This window comes from Pueribacillus sp. YX66 (assembly GCF_041725775.1).
Lineage (GTDB): Bacteria > Bacillota > Bacilli > Bacillales > UBA6769 > Pueribacillus.
This window is the reverse complement of sequence record NZ_JBEUEL010000011.1, coordinates 1-20,930: the sequence shown is the minus strand read 5'-3', so window position 1 is coordinate 20,930 and position 20,930 is coordinate 1. Positions and strand designations below refer to the sequence as shown.

The window sequence follows — 20,930 nt, the reverse complement described above, 5'->3', positions numbered from 1 at the left end:
TGAGCAGACGATCAGGCAGTTCAATATGTGTTTAAACTACGGAAATGTCGCTGGTGGTGTGCTTTGTGCAGATGGTCATTACGGATACAGTCAGCCGGTTGGTGGTGTTATCGTATATGATAATCAAATTTCTCCATCCGGGGTCGGCTATGATATCGCTTGTGGGAACAAAGCTGTTAAAACGAATTTAAAATATGCAGATATAAAAGATAACATTGCAACAATCATGGATGAAATAGCAAAACGTATTTCATTCGGAATCGGACGAAAAAATAAAGAAAAAGTGGATCATGAACTTTTCGATGCACCTGAGTGGGAGGTGTATCGGGAAATCGGAAAACATGAACATGATTCGTTAAAAAAGCTCGCTCAAGATCAACTCGGGACTGTCGGATCAGGAAATCATTTCGTTGATGTACTTGTTGAAGAAGAAACTGGGGATATTTGGATTGCAAATCATTTTGGAAGTCGCGGATTTGGTCATAAAACAGCGAGTGGGTTTTTAAATTTAGCAAACGGAAGAAAATTTTCTGATCGGGCCCCCGGGGAAAGCATGGAACAACCGCCAACACTGATTGATTTAGACAGTGAACTCGGAGAAATGTATTACACGGCAATGACGCTTGCAGGGCGCTATGCGTATGCAGGCAGAGATTATGTTATAAAGCAAGTGTTGGATATTATGGAAGCCGAAGCGTTGTTTGAAGTGCATAACCATCATAATTACGCTTGGAAAGAAAAGCACCATGGGAAAGAATATATTGTAGTCCGAAAAGGAGCAACACCATCTGCACCAGGGCAACTCGGTTTTATTGGTGGAAGCATGGCTGATATATCTGTCATCGTTCGCGGAAAAGATACTTCTGAAAATAAGCAAGCGTTTTACAGCACGGTTCATGGAGCGGGGCGAATAATGAGCCGAACGAAAGCTGCAGGTCGTATGAATTGGAAAACTCGTAAACGGAGAGGCGGTGTTATTTCAGAAGAACAAATGAACAAAGCGGTGAGAGCGTACGGTGTCGAATTGCGAGGTGCAGGCACAGATGAAAGTCCGTTCGTGTACCGTAAGCTCCAAGATGTGTTGGATGCACACGCGGAGACGATCGATATTGTTCACTTGCTTAAACCCATTGGGGTTTGCATGGCTGGGGCGAATGAATTCGATCCATATAAAGATTAGGTTTTGAAATGTAACTCTCTTATATTCTGACCACTCCATTCACATGTATCCTCTTGGTCACTTCAAGTCTTAAAAAATTCAGAGTGCTATTTAATACTAAATAATGATAAGCAGCCCGTTCACCAGAACGGGCTGTTTTTTCTTGATGAAATAAATAGTCAACTGACGAGTCACGTGAATAAAGTAAGAATATATGGAGTAGAAGGGGGACGATGTTTGTGAGTACGTCAGCAAGTTTATTTATACGGGTTATCGCTTGGCTTTATGATTTGCTGTTAGTCGGAGTACCAATTGTCGTTATAGGAATTACGCTGTTTAATTTCGAGTCGTATACACTCTTCTTTTTTATTATCGCTTTTACGATGTATGCAACAGCGACCCCTGTATTAACATCTGGATTTACGTTAGGCAAACGAATTGTCGGTGTCCAAATTATAGCAATCGGATCAGATCTGACGATTAAAACGGTCGTTATTCGTCATGTTGTTGTTGGTTTCATTTATATCTTATCTTGTGGTGTAGCGTTACTTATAAGTATGTTGATCGCAAAGTCTCGAAACGACAAGCGTGCTCTTCATGATTTGTTAGCGAGAACGACAGTTATCTATTCATTGAAAAGATAACAATTCTTTATTTGTTTTTTCTAATATCTTTTTATAAAACGGATCGTTGCCAATACAAAGGACTCGATCACACAATGAAGTGATTTCGTCCATGTCATGAGAAATGTAAATAATCATTTTTTCGGACTCGTTAGCTTGTTTTCTTAAATATGCACCAATTTCTTTTCGAGATTTTAAGTCGATGCCGACTGTTGGTTCGTCCAATAACAATAACGTCGGATCATGAATCAGGCTGATCGCTAAATTCAACTTTCGCTTCATTCCACCAGATAATGTTTTTACAGGTTCATTCCATTTGTCTAAATTCATTTCAAGACAGAGTTGCCTTAATTCATCATTACTTTTCTTTTTCCAAGATAATTTCTCAAAAAAAAGCATGTTTTCTTCTACAGTGAAATTTTCCCAAATGACAATATCTTGAGGCACAAATCCAATATGTTTACGTACTTTTTTTTGATTTCTTTGATAGGAAAATTGCTCAAGTTCAACTTGCCCTTCATCAGGTTTTAATAATGTGGCTAAAATCTGTAAAAGTGTAGATTTTCCTGCCCCATTTTCACCGACAAGCCCAATGATTTCCCCTTTATTTACAGAAAAGGTTATGTTATTGATGATTTTCGTTTTGCCGTATGATTTGCTAATTGACTTGACATTAAGCAATTGACTTCTCCTTTCGTACATACCAAATACATATACAGACGATAAATACGAGCAACCATAAAGACGATGACTGTAATGGATGAAATAAACTAAGCCAGCTGGACGTTGTGAATAGATGAGAAACAGGTAAAATGGCACCACTTACTATCGTAAAGATCATCGCAATCGCAAATGAAACGCTATAAAATGAATATGATTTTTTGAACTGTAATGCGAGCAGAAAACTGCCAAATTGAACTATAAGGCGAAAGCTTATCATGGATATGAGATTCGGAAAAACGACGTTTTTGTTTAAAAAGAAATAAAAGAATCCAAAAGCAACAAGATCAAATAAGAAAAACAGAGCTGTATACAGAATTAAATTTCTTAATAAATAGTTTTTAAAAGAAAAACGGGTAAACGCTAATCTAACATGCAAGTTTGAGTGATTTTCTTTTATGACCCATTCACTTAATAAAAGCGTGGATAATACGCTGAAAATGGTCCACAATTTCCATACATTCCAAGGTGACTGCTTGTTTTGTTCGACTTGATTTCTTCTATTTTCAAATGAGAACGATGTTTCAAGTAAACTTTCTTTTGCTTGAATCGTTTTACTTGTCGCGGTAATTTCTTCAAATGACCAATTGTCGTTACCGTTATATTGCTTGCTTAATTGGTGAACGGTATAGGCTGCTTTCGCTCGTCCAGTCTCTTCTTGCACGAAAGATAAAAACATTTCTTTCACAGGAGTAAATGCAAATGATACGTTCGATTCATAGCTTGTGAGAAGTCCGTTTCTTCTCCCTGCACGAATGTTATCTTCATAACCTTTATTTATAATAAACACACTATCCAATTCGTGCTTCTCTAATAAGTGTAGTGCTTCATCTTTCGACGTTTTTTGTACTCGGAGAAACGGTGCTTGAGCAACTTCATGATAAAGAGCATTTGCTAATGGTGTATCGTCTTCCACAACAACTCCGACAGGAACAGCAACTTCAGATTGAAATTGATTTGCAACAGTGGTAAAAAGAAAGGTTCCCATCATTGGGAAAAGAAGCCAAAACAATAAGCTTGGCCAATGCTTTTTCCAATGAAATAAGCGTGTTAGCAAAATGGGTCTCATCGTTGAACACGCTCCTTTAACGATAAAATTCCAGCAAGCAACAGGAAACAGATAAGATTCATAATCAGTAGCGGTAGATAATCGGCATAATAACGACCGTTTAACAAAATTTCTTGTAACCAATAAAAGGCTTCAAACGTAAAGCTGTGCGCAATCCATTCTTGAACTTGAATCGAAAAATAGATGCTAGGAATCATCGCACCGCTACTAATTAGTAAAAGTCCGGTAAACAAAAGTTGGAGTAACAGTTGCAGCTTTTTTGAACGGATAAGTGCTTCTATAATGGTGTATACAAATAAAAATAATAAAAGATACAGGCTCATGACGAAAACGACTCTGATTTGATTATCCAATGATAACTGAAAGTCTAAAATGTGTTCTAATATAAGAAAAGAACCGATCGCAAGGAATAATGAGACAGAAAATGCAACAGCGATTCGAGCGATCACTTGTTGAAAAGCTTTTACACCGTATAAGGCAATTCTTTGCTGCATCTGGTATGAATTCACTTGATATAATACGTTGTTCATAATAAACGTCCAAATCGTAATTAAAATAAACCAGCCACTTATTACAAAATAATTTACCGGTGATGATGTAGCGATGTTTTCAATTTTATTTTGGTTAACAATTTTATCTTTTCCAATCGTATATAAGAAAAAGTCTTTAAATTGCTCAAACATCATATCGTGTCTTGTGTTGTCATCGATGTTTAACTTACGTGCGTAATCATTAATCGTTAAAATATTTGCTTGCGCGCTTCGGATATGCCGAGCTAAACTATCAAGCAGTTCTTTAATGGCATAGCTCTCAGTTGGTTGCAACGGGTTCCCTTTAATAACTAGTTTTACAGCGTTGCCTTTGTATAGATTAGAAGTAAAGTGTTTAGGAAACACGATGTATGCACTTAGGTCATTATGAGAAATCCGTTGTTGTGCCTCATCTTCACTCATATACTTAATTTGAAGAAAAGAACCGAGTTGTGGAGCTTCTGTGATTAATTCTGTCAGCATTGTCGTTTCTTCTGATTGGTCTAAATCGACTAAACCGACTTGAATCGGTGTTTGATCGGTATTTGCAAAAAAAGAGACAAGGATCATAGCTATGAGACTAATGATGATGATTGGGAAAAGCAAAAGAAGAGGAAGTGAGAGCCACTTCCTCTTAATTTGACTGCCATTCATTTTTATAAAGATTAAGAGGTGTTTAAAAGCTAACAATTAAAAATCTCCTAGAAATTCGCCAAATGTATTGAACATCCAATCTTCAAACTGTGGAACGATGTCCGTTTCAATGTATTCACCGAGTTCATCCATGCTCATCGTACCGATATCTTTTGTCGGTTTATCTTCAGGCAGTTTGACTTTCTTGATTGTTTTAGCATTCGATTTTATTAAGAGACTAAACATATTTGGGTCAAGCCCTTCTACATCTAATGACAAGTTATGCTCTGAATTCATTTTATCTTTGTCGTACGTTGCTTGACCCGACCAAATCAAGCTACCTCCAAAACTATCAAAACCATAATCAATATCTACAGTAAATTTACGTTCAAAATCTTTTGTTTTTCCTTTTTGCGTTTCTGTTCCTTTATAAGATAGGAAATCACTGCCATCAATAGCAAATGTTAAAGAATCGGTTGCTTTATCTTTCTCTAAGGCAAAGTCACCTTTTACGTTTAACGTGCTTTCCATTCCAAATTCAGTGAAGCCTAAGTCGTAATCGAATGACTGCTTGTTTTTCTCTAGCTGTTGCGTTCCTTTGACTGTTAGTTTAAGTAAGTCATCTTCCGATGGACCAAGTTCAACAGAAAAATCACGCTGAACGATTAAATCTCCTTTTGTCCAGATTGTTGATGTAATCCCGTTTGGAATATGCAGGTCAGTGTCTAAACGCTCCTTTGCTAATTGCAAACCTTCTTCAAATTCGTCAAGAATCTCTGAAACTTCGATACTTTGAGGACCAAGTTGCGCTGAAAGTTGTGTTTCAATCATCTCTTTCAGTTTTTCATCATTTTGCATTTTATCAAATAACGTGTGCAATAATGACTTTACATCTTTTTCGGACAAATCCATCGTAATTTTGTCCGCTTTAATATCGTCATTTCCAATAGTAATTTTTTCAGTTGTTGATGTAAAAGCATCTTTAGGAAGTTCTTTGTACAAAAACTCAAGGTATTCTGTTTTTAAGTAATTTAAATCTTCTTCCAGAGCTGTTCCACTAATTTGTTCAAAAAATGAGTCGAACTTAAATGTTTCTTCATCTGGAAATGTGTACGGGTCTATTTCATGTAATAGTTTGTTAAAGTTCTTTTCATCAATTTGCAAGAGTTCGTTAAGAAACGGAAGTCCGATTGTAAAGTGTTCACTCGTTAGATAAAATTGCAGTCCGCTTAACTCTAAATCACTAATATTTGCTTGTAAATCGGCTAATACGACCTTGTTTTTTAGATCCGTCGCACCTTTAATCGTGAGCGCTGAATTATTAATCATTTGCTGTACTGTTTGATCGCCAATGAGTTCGAACGGGTCGTTATATTCTGCTGAAAGTGTTACTGTCTGTTCAACTGAATTTTCTTTCGTATGTTCTGCCCATTCCATCTCGGATTTAAATCGCTCTTTGAATTGTGCTGAAATAAACTCAGCTGATTTCTTTTCTGCCAAAAAGTACTGTTCTTTCGGAGATAAGTTAAATAAGAAAAATGCAGATACTGTACCGCCAATGAGTACGAGTGCTCCAATGATGAGCGCAATAAGTTTCTTGGAAACTTTCTTTTTCGGTTGTTCGTTAACCGTTTCGATATCCACTTATGATTTCCTCCTTTAATATCTAGAAAAAATACAATCTTCATTCTATATGAATTGTTAAATTGTGACAAGGTGTTACAATTTTTTCCGAAACGCTATCGAAAGGCCTACAATTTTTATTATTATTCACAAAATTGCTGATTATGACTGCTGATTTTGTTGAACCATTTAGTTGTCAGTATTAAGCAGAATGGGGGACGAGAAAGACTTCAACAAAATATGGAAACAAGAAAGATAAAGTACAAATAGCGAGTATTATTTTGTTAGAAAATGAATCGAAAGTTCAATTTATTTTAAAATGGAGTATGTGTTAAAAGACCTAAAAAAGTAGGTTGTAAGGTTGTACAGGAGAAAAAATAAAACGGACAGCAATACTGTCCGTCATAGGGATAGATAATTTTATGCTTTTGGAGTAATCATTTCTTCTGGTTTTACGTATTTATCAAATTGCTCTTCCGTTAAAATTCCTGTCTGGAGAGCTGCTTCTTTTAATGTTAATTGCTTTTCGTGAGCAAGTTTTGCTACTTTTGCAGCACTTTCATATCCGATGTGTGGATTCAATGCTGTTACAAGCATTAATGATTCCTGTAAATAGGCTTCAATTTTTTCACGGTTTGGCTCGATGCCAATTGCACAGCGTTCATTAAATGAACGGATTGCATCAGCCAACAAACGTGCAGACTGTAAGAAATTGTAGGCGATGACGGGCTTAAATACGTTAAGCTCAAAGTTCCCTTGTGATGCAGCAACCCCAATTGTCGTATCGTTCCCCATCACTTGAACGGCAACCATCGTAACGGCTTCACTTTGCGTTGGGTTCACTTTACCAGGCATGATTGAACTTCCTGGTTCATTTGACGGAATGGACAGTTCACCAATTCCACAACGTGGACCACTTGCTAGCCAACGCACATCGTTTGCTATTTTCATCATATCGGCTGCAAGGGCTTTAAGAGCACCGTGAGCATACACGACTTCGTCATAGCTCGTTAAAGAATGGAATTTATTTTTAGCAGAAGTAAAATCTTTATTCGTAATCTTACTTATTTCTTCAGAAACTATTTCACCAAATTTTGGATGGGCATTAATCCCAGTACCTACAGCTGTACCACCAATCGCGAGTTCCTTTAGAAAGCAAACGCTTTCTTTTAGCATTTCCTCGTCTCGCTCCAACATGCGATACCAGCCACTGATCTCTTGCCCTAACGTGAGTGGCGTCGCATCTTGCAAGTGTGTTCTGCCAATTTTTATAATGTCGTTAAATTCTTTACTTTTTTGCATGAGCGTTTCTTTTAATGTTCGAACAGCAGGTAAAACATTGTCTTCAATTGCGATCACACTTGCTACATGTAATGCAGTTGGGAACGTATCATTTGAACTTTGTGATTTGTTGACATCGTCATTCGGATGAATGCGACTATCGAACCCTTTTTCGCTTAAGATTTGGTTCCCGCGATTCGCTAAGACTTCATTCATGTTCATATTGGACTGTGTCCCGCTTCCAGTCTGCCACACGACGAGAGGGAAGTGTTCATCCCACTTGCCTTGGAGAACTTCGTCTGCAGCATGCGCAATTGCTTCCGCTTTTTCTTTCTCAAGTTTGCCTAAATTCATATTCGCAATTGCGGTACTTCGCTTCAGAATGGCAAAGGCACGAATAATTTCCTTCGGCATTTTTTCTGTACTAATTGGAAAATTCTCTTTGCTACGTTGTGTTTGAGCTGCCCACAATTTGTCAGCGGGTACTTTCATTTCTCCTAATGTGTCCCGCTCGATTCTGAATTCCATTTTTTTATTCTACCTCCTATGTGCTCCATCCTTATCTTACACCCAACGATGTGGTTACTCAAGTAGAATGACACAGTATTGTAAGACTTATTTAACAACAATAAAAATTTCTGTATGTTCCTTTGAATTTTTGTAAAACTTAAGAGTGAACAAGTGATGAGGAGAATAAAATATGAAAAAAATGATTTTATTTTTAATGATTAGCTTTTTTCTTGTCTGTCCATTATCTTTACAAGCATTTGCTAAAGAGTATAGCAATATACAGCATGATTGGTACTTTAAGCCGAGTAAAAATAATGAGCCGGCAACAACAGAGCCAGAATTTGAAGAAATGCTTGAAAAACATGGTGGTATGTTTATTGCTGATACGTCCAAAAAAGAATTGTATTTAACCTTTGACAATGGGTATGAGCAAGGCTATACAGGTGCCATTCTTGATGTATTGCGGGAGAAAAAAGTTCCTGCGACATTTTTCGTGACAGGTCATTACATTAAAGAGGAACCAGACCTAATCAAACGAATGGTAAACGAAGGTCATATCGTTGGAAATCATTCCTTTCACCATCCTAATTTTGCAAAAACGAGTGATACTAACATCCGCGAAGAGCTCGAAAGTGTTGAAGAGCTATTTACAAAAGTGACAGGAAAACAAATGCCGAAATATTTACGTCCGCCACGGGGGATTTTCAGTGAACGAACGCTCGCAGTCACAAAAGAACTTGGCTATACGAATGTGTTTTGGTCACTCGCTTACAAAGACTGGGAAACGAACCAACAAAAAGGTTGGAAATATGCGTATGATAACGTGATGAAACGTGTCCATCCTGGTGCCATTATGCTACTTCATACCGTTTCCAAAGATAATGCTGATGCGCTAGGAAAAATAATCGATGATTTGCACAAGCAAGGCTACTCGTTTCACAGTCTTGATGAGTTAACTGCGAAAAATTCCGTTCATGAATATTTCATAACCCCTTAATATCGTATTCAACAACTTCCGCATATGAGAACGGCGGAAGTTTCTTTTTAAGCAACATAATTAAAATAAAGGCGAATGTCACTCAAAAAGAGGAATCATTTATGTGAAGTTAAAGTGGATGGACCGTTTCAATTTTTAGAGCTATAAAGAGAATTGTCCACTGGACCAGAAAAAAACGATAAATGTTGCTCTTATCCGATAACAGTACAGCAAATCGGTACGACGCAAGAGCCTCCTTTTCGTTTGAAAACACAAATAATATGAGTTGGATTTTTCAATAGGATATCCTACATAAATAAGTTATACAGCATTTTAAAAATACTGATCTCGGTTCGTTGTTTGAAAAGCTTGAAGGCACTACGCTTGTACTTTAGTTTAATGAAATCGATTATTTATCAGCAGCTAAATCTGAAATTTTCACCTAAGTTAACAGCACGATTTGTCCAAACACTGTTTTGAAAAAGGTGGAGTTTGATTTCCGCCATCTGCTTATACTATGAGTAAACTTGCATGTGAAGATTTAACCGCATTACAGTTTATCCGTCGCAAAGCTGAATATGCTATTGGCCTATTAAGGCTCATTTCGGAGGAGAGTTCAATTAAAGTTTTTCCACACATTATCAAATAAAAACATTATAGATATGCTAACTCGTATTCATGGCATTGGTTCGTGGACAGAGAAAATTTATTGCTGTTTGGATTAGGAGAATGTCAATCTTTCTCAAAATGGATTAAAAAATGGTCCAAATTTGATGAGAAACTATCGCAATGGCGAGAACCGTTGGCACCATATGAAACGTATGCCGCACTATACTAATGAAAATATCTCGATGCTCCTTCGCTTACAGTTAGAACGATATGTGATCTGGATTGAAAGATTAAAAGGTGAAATTTATCATTAGCTATTTACCTGACAGGACGACTGCGACGTGTTAAACTATAAAAAAATAGTTTATAAATGAAAGGTTTTTGCATAGATGGATGACCAATATTCAATTTTTCAATCCTGGATTGACAATGATACATTGCTTTGTGTCGATGTTCTCCTACATAAAGTCGGCAAAAAAACAGTTTTTGGACGGTTGTTACGTGTAGACGAAAATGAGCATTCGCTATTGCTGTATGATGTTGATAAAAAACAAGTCCTTTCACTGGATTGGAATGAGATTGATCAACTTGAGCCAGCGAAATAATTGACTAACTCCTCTTGCTTAGGCAAAGGAGTTTTTTACAAGTTGCTTATATACCCACGCGGGTATATAATAAGCATGGAGAATTATAAAAGGAGCGAATCGAACGTGGACAGAGAACGGGGAATACGTTATTTTCCGATTGGATTATTTGCAAGTGTGATGGGTTTTGCAGGGGTGACAATTGCCATCAGGCAAGCAGAAAATTTGTATGCGTTAAATAATGTTTTATCAACGATTTTTCTAGCAATCACAACTTTATTATTTTTACTGAACGGAGGTATTTTCCTCTATCGAATGTTCCTTCATCGTGAAGAGGTGAAGAAAGATTTTAATCACCCTGTGAAAATGAATTTCTTTGCAGCGATTTCACTTAGCATGTTGCTACTCGCCGCAGCTTATTTTGAATTAAGTAAGGCTATGTCGCTAACGTTATGGATCGCCGGTAGCATAATGCAAATGAGCTTAACATTAGTTATCTTGTCTAAGCTAATCTGGCATCATCAATTTCAAATTGGGCAATTTAATCCTTCTTGGTTTATTCCAATTGTTGGTAATATCGTTGTGCCAATAGCTGGAACCTTATTAAATATGCCAAAAGAAATCAACTGGATGTTTTTTGGCTTTGGCGCACTTTTCAGTATTATTTATATGACGCTCTTTTTCAATCGCTCTGTTTTTCATCCACCGCTACCCGCTAAGCTGTTGCCGACGTATTTTATATTAATGGCTCCGCCTGCAATTGGATTTGTATCCTATATTAAAATTTCAGAAAGCGCCGATACTTTCGCTTACATTTTGTATGGGATTGCTTTCTTTATCGGGTTATTTTTGCTTTTCCAAGTTAAACGGTTTATGAGCATTCCATTTTTTGTATCTTGGTGGGCATTTTTATTCCCATCGGCAGCGATGACGATTGCAACTGTGCAGCTATATTTCGAAAGTGGGCATGTTGTTTACCGATGGTTTTTTACAGTGCAATTGATCGGGTTAATTGGATTGGTGCTTTATTTAGCTTGGAAGACAATTGAACTCGCTATGAAACGATCATTATGTTTGAAAGAGTAGGTGAAGGGTGGCGTTACGATTTGGCGTCACCCTTTTTCGATCCACGTTCGTATATTTCCACTCCGTTTTGTATAGCCCAATCGATCAAAAAGTTCTAATAGTGGAATTAAATTTTTTCGGGTTAGCTGTAGTATGTCTCTAGCGGTTTGAAGATTAAAGTCTTCTACATTTGTTTTTACTTTCAGTTGTTGTAACGCTTTATTCACTGCTATTTTCGATATAAGTCTTTCCTCGTCAAAGATAAAAGCTTTCTCCGTTTCTATTAAAAAATGATAAAACTCCTTTTGAATGTCATTCGGAATTTGCTGTTTGTTCACGAGTTCAAACCATGTTTCTGTTTTTAACCCCTGTTGTTCAAGCTCTTTTTCTATATTTATAAGCTTTGTCTTCCATTGAGGTGGAAGAGTAGGTTTCCATGAGTGCAAAGAAATATAGTGCTGGATGATTTTAATCTGCTTTTCTGTGCGTAACCGTTCGAAAACGAATTCAATTAAGAGTAGTGGATAAAGATTTAGTTCGGAAGTCAATTCTGCTTTGTTCATGCCTATACGCATCGGAAAGCGTTCGTGGAATGCTTCGAGTAACGTGATAATCTGACTTTTTACGTGGTCGAATGTGAAATGAAGAACAAATCGATCATTAGCAATTTCAATTAACATTTGTTTCGTTTCATCCCACTTTTGATTAGATATCGCTGTATGTTTTATAATTTCAGCTCGTGTTAACATGATGTTTTCTTTCATTAGTGCAGAAAGTCGATCGATCGCTGAGCCTGTTTTTTTCAATTTTAGTAGTTCGATTGTTTCTTTCCCAAAGCGATGTTTACTTGCATTTGGTTCAATGACCCAACCGCCACCAACTGTTTCAACAGGTGTCGGTTTTCTAAGAATAAACCGATCGCCTCTCGCCACAACAATTTGTTCGTTTAATTGGATTTGGCAAAGAATTTCTTCGTTTTCACTCGCATTCACTTCGTTTCGATCAAAAAAAATAATTTTTCCCATCACTTCGGACGTCCCGATATAAAGTTTGACGGGATGGCGTTGTTTAATCGTGTATGTGAAGTCTTTCAACGGTGAGAATGCAACATCAATTCGATCTGAAGCAGTATAAAAATCATCAGCTACGATCACATGTCCTCGCGTTATTTCATCGTGTGAGATTCCGCTTAAGTTGAGTGCTGCCCGTTGACCAACTGAGGCGACTTTTTTTTGTTCATGATGTCTCTGTATTTGTCTAACGCGAACGTTTTTATTGCTCGGTAATAGTTTCAGTCGTTCGCCTTGTTTCACTTCGCCATTGTAAATGGTGCCCCGTACGACAACTCCTTGCCCTTTGACAGTAAACACTTGATCGATTGGTAAGCGGAAGGAGTCATGTTTATTTTTTCGAGGAATGTGGAGCAATGTTGCTTGCAATGCTTCTTTTAATTTAGGAATCCCTTTTTGCGATACGCTATCAACGAAATGGATCGGAGCCTTTTCGAGAAACGTTCCTTTCATCTGTTCTTCAACATCGTCTACAACGACATCGAGCCATTCCTCGTCGACGTTGTCAATTTTTGTAATGACAATGAATCCATTTTCGATACCGAGCAATGTCAAAATATCTAAATGCTCTCTTGTCTGTGGCATAATTCCTTCGTCAGCTGCAATAACTAATATTACCATGTCAATTCCGGAGACACCTGCGATCATTTGTCGGATAAATTTTTCATGTCCTGGTACATCGATAATCGAAACTTCTAATCGCTGTTCTTGTATAAATGGAGCATAGCCAGGTTCAATTGAGATTTTTCTTTCTTTTTCCTCTATTAACCGATCTGTATCAACCCCTGTTAAAGCTTTCGTCAATGTCGTCTTTCCATGGTCGATATGTCCAGCCATTCCAATGGTAAAATACCGCTTCATATTACTCACCTTCAATTGATGTTTGTTTCTTGCTAAAGAAGATTCTATGACTATATAATGAATTTATAGTGAATATGGGATCGGATGAGGTACTGGTGTTCTCCTTGGTCTTCAAAACCATTTGGGAGGCGCGTGACGTCTCCGGTGGGTTCGATTCCCACACGATCCCGCCAAAAATGTTATTCTTCTTCAATGTGTAAAAATGCCTCGATAACAATGTTTACCTCTTCGCTCTGCACAGTTCTAAAATCAACTAAGACCGCATCATTTTTCACCCTTACAATAATTGGAATGTAATAGTTTCGCAAACGTGCTGCGAGCTCTGCACTCGTGTACGATGGATGTTTTACGTTTACGACAAATGTGTCAATCTCGACATCTGGCATTGTTCCTCCGCCAACTTTAGACGTGTCAGACTCTACTTTACATCTGAAGCTCGTTTGTTCCGCATTCATTTTTTCAACAAAGTTGTTCGCTTTTTTTAAAATGGTTTCACTTTGTTCGAGTAAATCACGAATCGTCGGAATTTCACTGCGTTCTTGTCCCTTTATATATGATTTTAAAGTTGCTTCTAGTCCTGCCAATGTAAATTTATCTACACGCAACACTCTAGCAAGCGGATGTTTTTTTAATTTTTCAATGTATTGCTTTTTACCGACGATGATTCCTGCTTGAGGTCCCCCAAGCAACTTATCACCACTAAATGAAAGAATGTCAATTCCGGTATTTATTTTTTCTTGAACCGTCGGTTCTGTTCCGATATTTTGCTCTGTAAAATTAAATAATGTTCCGCTTCCGAGATCTTCATAAATCGGGATATTGTGCTCTTTTGAGACGTGAATGAGTTCGTCGGTATCGACTTCTTCCGTAAATCCGATCAGTTTAAAGTTGCTTTTATGTACTTTCATGAGCAATGTCGTTTGATCAGTAATGGCTTGTGTATAGTCGCTTATATGCGTTTTATTTGTCGTTCCGACGTCAACTAATTGAGCATCGCTTTCTTTCATTATTTCAGAAATTCGAAACGAACCGCCGATCTCGACAAGTTCTCCTCGGGAAACAATCACTTCACCTCCGGAACCAATCGCTTTTAATACTAAATAAACTGCTGCAGCGTTATTATTTACGACAATTGCGGCTTCAGCCCCAGTTAATTGTGTAATATACTCCTCAACTAAATGATGTCTTGATCCTCTTTGGCCAGTACCTAAATTAAATTCGAGTGTTGAGTATGTAGAGGCAGTTTCAGAAATTTGTTTGATTGCTTGTTTGCTTATACGAGCCCTGCCGAGATTTGTATGCAAAATGACTCCGGTCGCATTAATGACGCTTCTCAAATTATTTTTATTGAAACGCTCTATTTTTTTTTCGAGCTCGTTAAAAATGAGGTCGGTTAGCCTTTCACGATTTACCGTTTCGATCAGTAATTCATCGTTCATCATTTTGTTTCTAACTAAATCGACTTGTTCATTTAGCCATTTTGTTAACACGTTTTTTGATACTTCAAAATTTGTTGCAATTTGTAAAAAGCGCCTATCTTGTATTAATTGATGAACAGCTGGTAAATAGCGAAGTTTATTCATAACGTACACCATCCATAAATCTTGTTTGTTAGCATTTTTTCATGTAGCCATTTATACTTATAATGTATGTTCAAAAAGAGGCTGAATCAGACGCAAGCAGGAATGAAAAATTGACAGGCAGACTCGTATAGGATTTGCTGACTTCGGCGTTGTGCACAAGACGTACACGCTTTTAGCAAAAGAACATGAATCAGTTTTTCGTACATGAGTTTTTTATGACGTAACAAAGAGATGCGCTGCGGATTTTCGGTACCTCTTATACTATGACACATTTATGAAATGAAAACGAGAGGGGGTAAAAAAATGACAGATCAGCTTAAATTAACGTTGTTATCTTCAAAAGCAGGCTGAGGTTGTAAAATTGGTCCTGCGGATCTAGCGCAAGTGTTGCGCTATTTACCAACCGAAAAATGTGATCCGAACGTTCTTGTCGGTTTCGATCATTCGGATGACGGTGGTGTCTATAAACTTACGGATGATCTTGCACTTGTGCAAACTGTTGATTTTTTTACCCCAATTGTTGATGATCCGTATATGTTTGGGCAAATTGCTGCCGCCAATGCGCTTAGTGATGTATATGCGATGGGTGGAACACCAAAAACTGTATTAAATATCGTTGCTTATCCGATTAAAAAGCTCGGGCCAGAAATCCTTGCAAAAATTTTGCAAGGGTCGAGTGATAAAGTAAAGGAAGCAGGAGCTGAAATTATCGGCGGGCATTCGATAGACGATCAAGAGCCTAAATTTGGGTTGTCAGTTACTGGCGTTGTTCATCCAGACAAATTTTTCAAAAATATTGGTGCAAAACTAGGTGATGCTCTCATCCTTACGAAGCCAATTGGGATTGGGATTCACACGACGGCACTGAAGCGAGATCGTTTAGATCGGGAACAAATTGAGAAAGTGACGGCTGTAATGAGTACGTTGAATAAAGAGGCTTCAGTAAGCTTGCGGCAATTTAATCCAAATGCAGTAACAGATGTGACAGGATTTGGATTACTTGGGCACGCTTTTGAAATGGCATATGGAAGTGACGTCAGTCTTTTGATCCATAACGAAAATGTTCCGGTTCTACCTGGAACGAAAGAACTCGCGGAAGATAATGTCATTCCAGGAGGTTCATGGGCGAATCACCAATGGTTGACCAAGCATGTTCATTACGAAGAACATATCACTGAAACGGAGCAGATTATTTTATGTGATGCTGTGACATCAGGTGGATTACTAATCAGTTTGCCAAAAGAAGAAGCAACTTCGTTCATGCAGCATCTTAAAAGAGCCTATTCCATTGATTCTGCTGTAATTGGCGAAGTCATTGAAAAGAAAGCAAAGGCCGTTTATATTGAATGACGATAAAAGAAGGGGGACCGCCCCCTTTTTTTAATTTCGTGTCAACCGTCCGTAAACCTCGTCACTTCAAGACTTTAGATAAATCGAAGAAGTTTAAGGGTATTTCATAGTTAGAATTGATAAAATTTCATCCAACTGCTATAATACCTATACTAGTATAACAGTTGCAAGGAAGTGAGAGATGACTTTGGAAAAAGAAAAAGAATGTAGGGGTTTAACTTGAGGAACGACTAATAAAGACCCCGACCAGAAAAGTAAGCCGCCAATATGACCTGGGGTTTTTATATGGCTCCTGTTAGGAGCTTTAATGTTAATTCAGCAATTCTTTTTTAATTGATTTTGTCGAGTCTTTCTGTTTTGCGAAAAGTATGTATCGTGCTATTAAAAAATCAATGAGGTGGTGTTCATTTTGCTGCAAGTAACGGAAGCTGCAATTAAAAAAATTAAAGATGAAATTCAAGAAATTTCACCAGATGTGAAAGACCCATACATTCGTCTTCATATGGGCATTGGCTGAGGAGGACCAAGATTACAACTGGCTCTGGAAGAGTCAGCTACCGTACGTGATAAAGTGACAGAAATTGAAGGAATCAACTTTATGTTTGACGTATCCCAATCGTCGTATTTTAACAACGTCAAATTAGATTATACGAAAAATTTATTCGGGATGGGTCAGTTTCAGTTGTTGAATGTGTAATCAAATACGAAGCAACTGCGCGACTAACTGTCATAAGGGTACTATTTCATTTAGTACCCTTTTTTAATGGAAATAAAAACTCTATTGTAATTAAATAGTTTTTTGAGGTCTATCTCGATGCTACAATTCTACAGCTTTTTTGCTCTGAATTTTAGGTTTGCAATGTTAGTGGTGGCTTTAAATTTCTGAATTTTCTTTTAAAAATATTCTCTGAACAATGTTTTATTTCATAGATGGTCATTTTAATTTATTTCATGAAATTCAATCTTCTTAAACGGATTATTAGAGTACGGGGATTTTAGGCATTGTCTTGCTATAATTATGAAAATACGAATGTAGAAAAACATGCTTCATTTGCCTATTCGACAAAATAAGACAAATATACATTCTTTTTTATGATAAGATAACAAAAAATAGAAAAGGATGGGTCAAAGTGATTACGAAAGATGTTCGTATTAATACGAATAGAAGGTTTTATAGTGAATTAAGAAAAAAGAAGGGTTATAATATTTCAACTCGCAATTGTATCGAAGAAACTGTCAGAAAACTACTAAATAATCGAACTACAAATGAAAACCCGGGAATGCTTCTTGGAAAAATACAAAGTGGAAAAACACGTACATTCATTGGAGTAACAGCTTTAGGATTTGATAATGGTTATGATGTAACAGTCGTGTTAACTAAAGGAACGAAAGCTTTGGCACAACAAACATACCAAAGACTTAAAAAAGACTTTTCTGACTTAATTGAAGAAGACCAAGTTCAAATTTTTGACATTATGAATTTACCAGATAATTTAACTCGGTATGAGTTGGATCAAAAGCTTATTTTCATTGTTAAAAAAGAAAAAAATAATTTAACTCGTTTATATCGTGCATTATTTGAAACTTATCCAGAGTTAGCGAAAAAAAAGATATTAATCATCGATGATGAAGCAGATTTTGCAAGTGTTGGTTTTCGAAAGACAGACAAAGAAATTTATGAAATGAATACCATCGCTAAACTTATAGATGATCTGCGGCAAAACTTACAGGAATCAGATTTCCTACAAGTTACCGCTACTCCTTATTCGCTCTATTTACAACCTAATGAAAGTATTACACTTTCTGGTTTTACGTTTAAACCTGTTAAACCAGCATTTACAGTATTAGTTCCAGTGGGAAGTGGATATATAGGTGGAGATTACTATTTTAAAGAAAGTGAAGATGACGACACAGTTGCGTTCTATTTACATGAAGAAATAAAAGAAGATGAGCTCGAAATTTTAAAAAAGCCAGATCGTAGACGATTTAAAATAGAGGATGCACTTACTAGTAATCGAATTACGTCTTTGCGAGATGCGATGATTAATTTTATAGTTGGTGGTGTTATTCGAAGGTTACAGCATAAGAATGCTCGTCAAAAACAAAAAAAATATAGCTTTATTATACATACTGAACAATCTAAGGCTGCTCATCAATGGCAAGAAGAAATTGTAATCGAATTAAAAGCACAGTTGTTTAATGCAATGAATGAAGAGCCGATATATTTTCAAGGTCTTATGAAAAAATCTTATGATCAATTTGTCCCTTCATTAAGCAAGTTAAAGTGCTATATACCACAGTTTGATGATGTAAACTATTTTGTCAGAGAAGCATTAAAGAATGACCATATCATGATTACTAAAGTTAATTCTGAACAAGATGTAAATCAACTGCTTGATGAATCAGGACAATTGAAACTAAGGGTTCCACTAAATATATTTATAGGTGGGCAAATACTAGACAGAGGGATTACAATTGGTAATTTGATTGGATTTTATTATGGAAGAAATCCTAACCAGTTTCAACAAGATACAGTTTTACAGCACTCGCGAATGTTTGGTTATCGTCCAATTGAAGATCTCGCATTAACACGCTTTTATACTACAGCAAATATTTATGATGTAATGAGAAGGATTCATGAAGTTGATACTTCACTTAGAATAGCGATAGAAAATACATCAAACGACAGTGTCGTATTTATTCAGAAAGATTTGGCAAATCAAATTGTCCCTTGTAGTCCGAATAAAATTTTATTATCGAAAGTGACTGCATTAAAACCTCATAAGAGATTATTACCTATAGGCTTTCAAACAGGTCCTAAAACACGTATACAAAAGACGGTCACTCTTATCGATGAGAAGGTTAATAGAATTATAGGTAATGAAGAAAAGGAGCCAAAACTTATTTCATTAGATGATGCTATCGACATAATAAAGTCTATTAATGAAACCTATGATAAATATAAAGGATTAAAATGGGACGTTGATGCATTTCTAGCTAGTATAGAGCATTTGTCAAAGAATATACCTGAGAAAGACAAGGGGAAAGTATGGTTAATTGTTCGTAATGATCGGAATATTTCAAGGATACGAGAGAAATCAGGTAAGTTTGAAGATGCGCCAGATACTCCGAAAGGGAAAGATAGTGAACTACGAATGGCCAAACAAATCGGAATCGAACATCCAGTTCTTATTCTATTACGACAAAACGGTTTAGTAGAAAAGGGATGGAGAGGTACCCCTTTTTGGTGGCCCGTCCTTGTTACTCCTGAGCAAACTCCACCTGTTTTATTTGCAAGTGAAACGATTGATAAGTAGGGATATTGATATGCTAGAGAAAACAAGTGAAAGTAAAGTTTTAGACAATCGAAGATTTGGTTTTGTTGGAGACACATTGAAAGAAAATATACGACCTGACTCTAAACTTGCGATTATGTCTGCATACTTTACAATCTATGCATTCGATTCATTGAAACGAGAATTAATGGACGCAGGGACTGTTCGAATCTTGTTTAATGAACCTTTATTGGAAATAAAAAAGATTATTCATAGAATTTCTGGGACAGAACAAGAAGTTAAATTTAGAAATGAATTATCGCAAGCGAGGATTGCTAAAGAATGTGCAGATTGGATAAAAGCTAAAGTAGAAATTAAATCATTAAAACAATCTATATCAGACTCAACACTGTATCATATACAAAATAAAGATAGAACAGAATTTGCAATACATGGTAGTTCCGATTTCACAAGTAGTGGATTAGGTTATACACCTTCAACTAAGTATGAATTAAATACTGCAACTGAAAATAATGAAATGACCAAAAAGTATGTTCAATGGTTTAATGAGTTATGGGAAAATGAACAAGTTGCTAAAGCCATAAAATCAGAAGTATTACAAAGCTTAGAAATGCTTTATAAGAATTATACCCGACAGTTTATTTACTTTTTCACGTTATATCATATTTTTAAAGATTTTTTGCATGAGCTGGATGAGGATGAACTAGTAAATTCAAAAACCGGGATTAAAAATACGATTATTTGGAACAAACTATACAAATTTCAAAAAGACGGCGTTGTCGGTGCGATTGATAAACTCGAACGATACAACGGATGTATTATTGCGGATAGCGTAGGGTTAGGAAAAACCTTTGAAGCATTAGCTGTTATTAAATATTATGAACTTCGAAACTTTCGTGTACTCGTACTTTGTCCAAAAAAACTACGTGATAATTGGCTTATTTATACACAGAATGATAAACGGAATATATTTGCAGGGGATCGATTTAATTACGATGTTTTAAACCATACTGATCTCAGTCGATATAGTGGTTTCTCAGGTGATATAAATTTAGAGACTATCAATTGGAGTAACTATGATTTAATCGTGATTGATGAGTCACATAATTTTCGTAACAATACTGCACGGGACGATCGAGAAACGCGCTATTCAAGATTAATGGATGAAGTCATTAAGTCAGGTGTAAAATCGAAAGTTCTTATGTTATCAGCTACTCCAGTTAATAACAAGATGAATGATTTGAAAGTATGTGTCAAGTTATTCTCGGTTGTTCTTTTACACCAATATTTTCAGCACTCTATTTTTGTACCCTTTTTAGGCTACCGCGCTATCGCTTGGTTTCCGTGTTATTTCGTTACGTTCTAAAAAGCAAGAACCTAACGAAATA

15 protein-coding genes and 1 tRNA gene are annotated in these 20,930 nt (G+C 36.6%); 9 read left to right on the top strand and 7 right to left on the bottom strand.

What is annotated here, in order from left to right; all coding sequences use genetic code 11:
- Positions 1-25: 25 nt before the first annotated feature.
- On the top strand, positions 26-1,180 hold the full coding sequence (locus tag ABU914_RS06790) for an RtcB family protein (protein ID WP_379669058.1): 1,155 nt from the start codon (positions 26-28) through the stop codon (positions 1,178-1,180).
- A 218-nt stretch (positions 1,181-1,398) separates the two neighbouring features.
- Positions 1,399-1,803, top strand: coding sequence for an RDD family protein (locus ABU914_RS06785; RefSeq protein ID WP_379668978.1), 405 nt, complete (start codon positions 1,399-1,401; stop codon positions 1,801-1,803).
- Here ABU914_RS06785 and ABU914_RS06780 read toward each other — a convergent pair.
- From ABU914_RS06780 to fumC, 5 genes are all read right to left on the bottom strand, one after another.
- The gene (locus ABU914_RS06780) at positions 1,789-2,463 is read right to left on the bottom strand and encodes an ABC transporter ATP-binding protein (RefSeq protein WP_379668977.1); all 675 of its coding nucleotides are present in this window, start codon (positions 2,461-2,463) and stop codon (positions 1,789-1,791) included. The two genes, ABU914_RS06785 and ABU914_RS06780, sit on opposite strands and share 15 nt — an antisense overlap.
- Entirely contained in the window at positions 2,456-3,571 is a 1,116-nt protein-coding gene (locus ABU914_RS06775; protein WP_379668976.1) for an ABC transporter permease, read from the bottom strand. The genes ABU914_RS06780 and ABU914_RS06775 overlap by 8 nt, the downstream gene beginning before the upstream one ends.
- Positions 3,568-4,791, bottom strand: coding sequence for an ABC transporter permease (locus tag ABU914_RS06770; protein WP_379668975.1), 1,224 nt, complete (start codon positions 4,789-4,791; stop codon positions 3,568-3,570). Before ABU914_RS06770 ends, ABU914_RS06775 begins: the two co-directional genes overlap by 4 nt.
- Complete coding sequence (locus ABU914_RS06765; RefSeq protein WP_379668974.1) at positions 4,792-6,378, bottom strand: hypothetical protein; 1,587 nt, start codon at positions 6,376-6,378, stop codon at positions 4,792-4,794.
- A gap of 399 nt (positions 6,379-6,777) precedes the next feature.
- The gene (fumC, locus tag ABU914_RS06760) at positions 6,778-8,166 is read right to left on the bottom strand and encodes a class II fumarate hydratase (protein WP_379668973.1); all 1,389 of its coding nucleotides are present in this window, start codon (positions 8,164-8,166) and stop codon (positions 6,778-6,780) included.
- Positions 8,167-8,338: 172 nt separating this feature from the next.
- Between fumC and pdaA the strand changes: the two genes are divergently transcribed.
- The 3 genes from pdaA (at position 8,339) to ABU914_RS06745 (ending at position 11,403) form a co-directional block, all read left to right on the top strand.
- Positions 8,339-9,145 (top strand): delta-lactam-biosynthetic de-N-acetylase, encoded by an 807-nt coding sequence (gene pdaA, locus ABU914_RS06755; RefSeq protein ID WP_379668972.1) that lies wholly within the window; start codon positions 8,339-8,341, stop codon positions 9,143-9,145.
- Positions 9,146-10,122: 977 nt separating this feature from the next.
- Positions 10,123-10,338 (top strand): hypothetical protein, encoded by a 216-nt coding sequence (locus ABU914_RS06750; RefSeq protein WP_379668971.1) that lies wholly within the window; start codon positions 10,123-10,125, stop codon positions 10,336-10,338.
- A 105-nt stretch (positions 10,339-10,443) separates the two neighbouring features.
- Complete coding sequence (locus tag ABU914_RS06745) at positions 10,444-11,403, top strand: SLAC1 anion channel family protein (protein WP_379668970.1); 960 nt, start codon at positions 10,444-10,446, stop codon at positions 11,401-11,403.
- Positions 11,404-11,429: 26 nt separating this feature from the next.
- Here the strand turns inward: ABU914_RS06745 and selB are convergent, their stop codons facing one another.
- Positions 11,430-13,313 (bottom strand): selenocysteine-specific translation elongation factor, encoded by a 1,884-nt coding sequence (gene selB / locus ABU914_RS06740; protein ID WP_379668969.1) that lies wholly within the window; start codon positions 13,311-13,313, stop codon positions 11,430-11,432.
- Positions 13,314-13,389: 76 nt separating this feature from the next.
- Between selB and ABU914_RS06735 the strand changes: the two genes are divergently transcribed.
- Positions 13,390-13,486: transfer RNA gene (locus tag ABU914_RS06735), tRNA-Sec, on the top strand.
- 6 nt (positions 13,487-13,492) lie between these two features.
- On the opposite strand, the gene selA is transcribed toward ABU914_RS06735, so the two are convergent.
- Complete coding sequence (selA, locus tag ABU914_RS06730) at positions 13,493-14,896, bottom strand: L-seryl-tRNA(Sec) selenium transferase (protein ID WP_379668968.1); 1,404 nt, start codon at positions 14,894-14,896, stop codon at positions 13,493-13,495.
- A 303-nt stretch (positions 14,897-15,199) separates the two neighbouring features.
- On the opposite strand from selA, the gene selD reads away from it, so the two are divergent.
- From selD to ABU914_RS06715, 3 genes are all read left to right on the top strand, one after another.
- Positions 15,200-16,246, top strand: coding sequence for a selenide, water dikinase SelD (gene selD / locus ABU914_RS06725; protein ID WP_379668967.1), 1,047 nt, complete (start codon positions 15,200-15,202; stop codon positions 16,244-16,246).
- 1,130 nt (positions 16,247-17,376) lie between these two features.
- Positions 17,377-19,563 carry a Z1 domain-containing protein gene (locus ABU914_RS06720; RefSeq protein ID WP_379668966.1) on the top strand — a complete coding sequence of 729 codons (2,187 nt, stop codon included), beginning with the start codon at positions 17,377-17,379 and terminating at the stop codon, positions 19,561-19,563.
- Between the two features lie 10 nt (positions 19,564-19,573).
- A complete protein-coding gene (locus ABU914_RS06715; protein ID WP_379668965.1) occupies positions 19,574-20,908 on the top strand; it encodes an SNF2-related protein in 1,335 nt (444 codons plus the stop codon).
- Positions 20,909-20,930 lie beyond the last annotated feature (22 nt).

Bases quoted from the DNA above. Each gene is read 5' to 3' on its own strand.
- selB (WP_379668969.1), bottom strand. From the start codon at position 13,313: ATGAAGCGGTATTTTACCATTGGAATGGCTGGACATATCGACCATGGA.
- pdaA (WP_379668972.1), top strand. From the start codon at position 8,339: ATGAAAAAAATGATTTTATTTTTAATGATTAGCTTTTTTCTTGTCTGT.
- ABU914_RS06750 (WP_379668971.1), top strand. From the start codon at position 10,123: ATGGATGACCAATATTCAATTTTTCAATCCTGGATTGACAATGATACA.
- fumC (WP_379668973.1), bottom strand. From the start codon at position 8,166: ATGGAATTCAGAATCGAGCGGGACACATTAGGAGAAATGAAAGTACCC.
- selA (WP_379668968.1), bottom strand. From the start codon at position 14,896: ATGAATAAACTTCGCTATTTACCAGCTGTTCATCAATTAATACAAGAT.
- ABU914_RS06775 (WP_379668976.1), bottom strand. From the start codon at position 3,571: ATGAGACCCATTTTGCTAACACGCTTATTTCATTGGAAAAAGCATTGG.
- ABU914_RS06790 (WP_379669058.1), top strand. From the start codon at position 26: ATGTGTTTAAACTACGGAAATGTCGCTGGTGGTGTGCTTTGTGCAGAT.
- ABU914_RS06715 (WP_379668965.1), top strand. From the start codon at position 19,574: ATGCTAGAGAAAACAAGTGAAAGTAAAGTTTTAGACAATCGAAGATTT.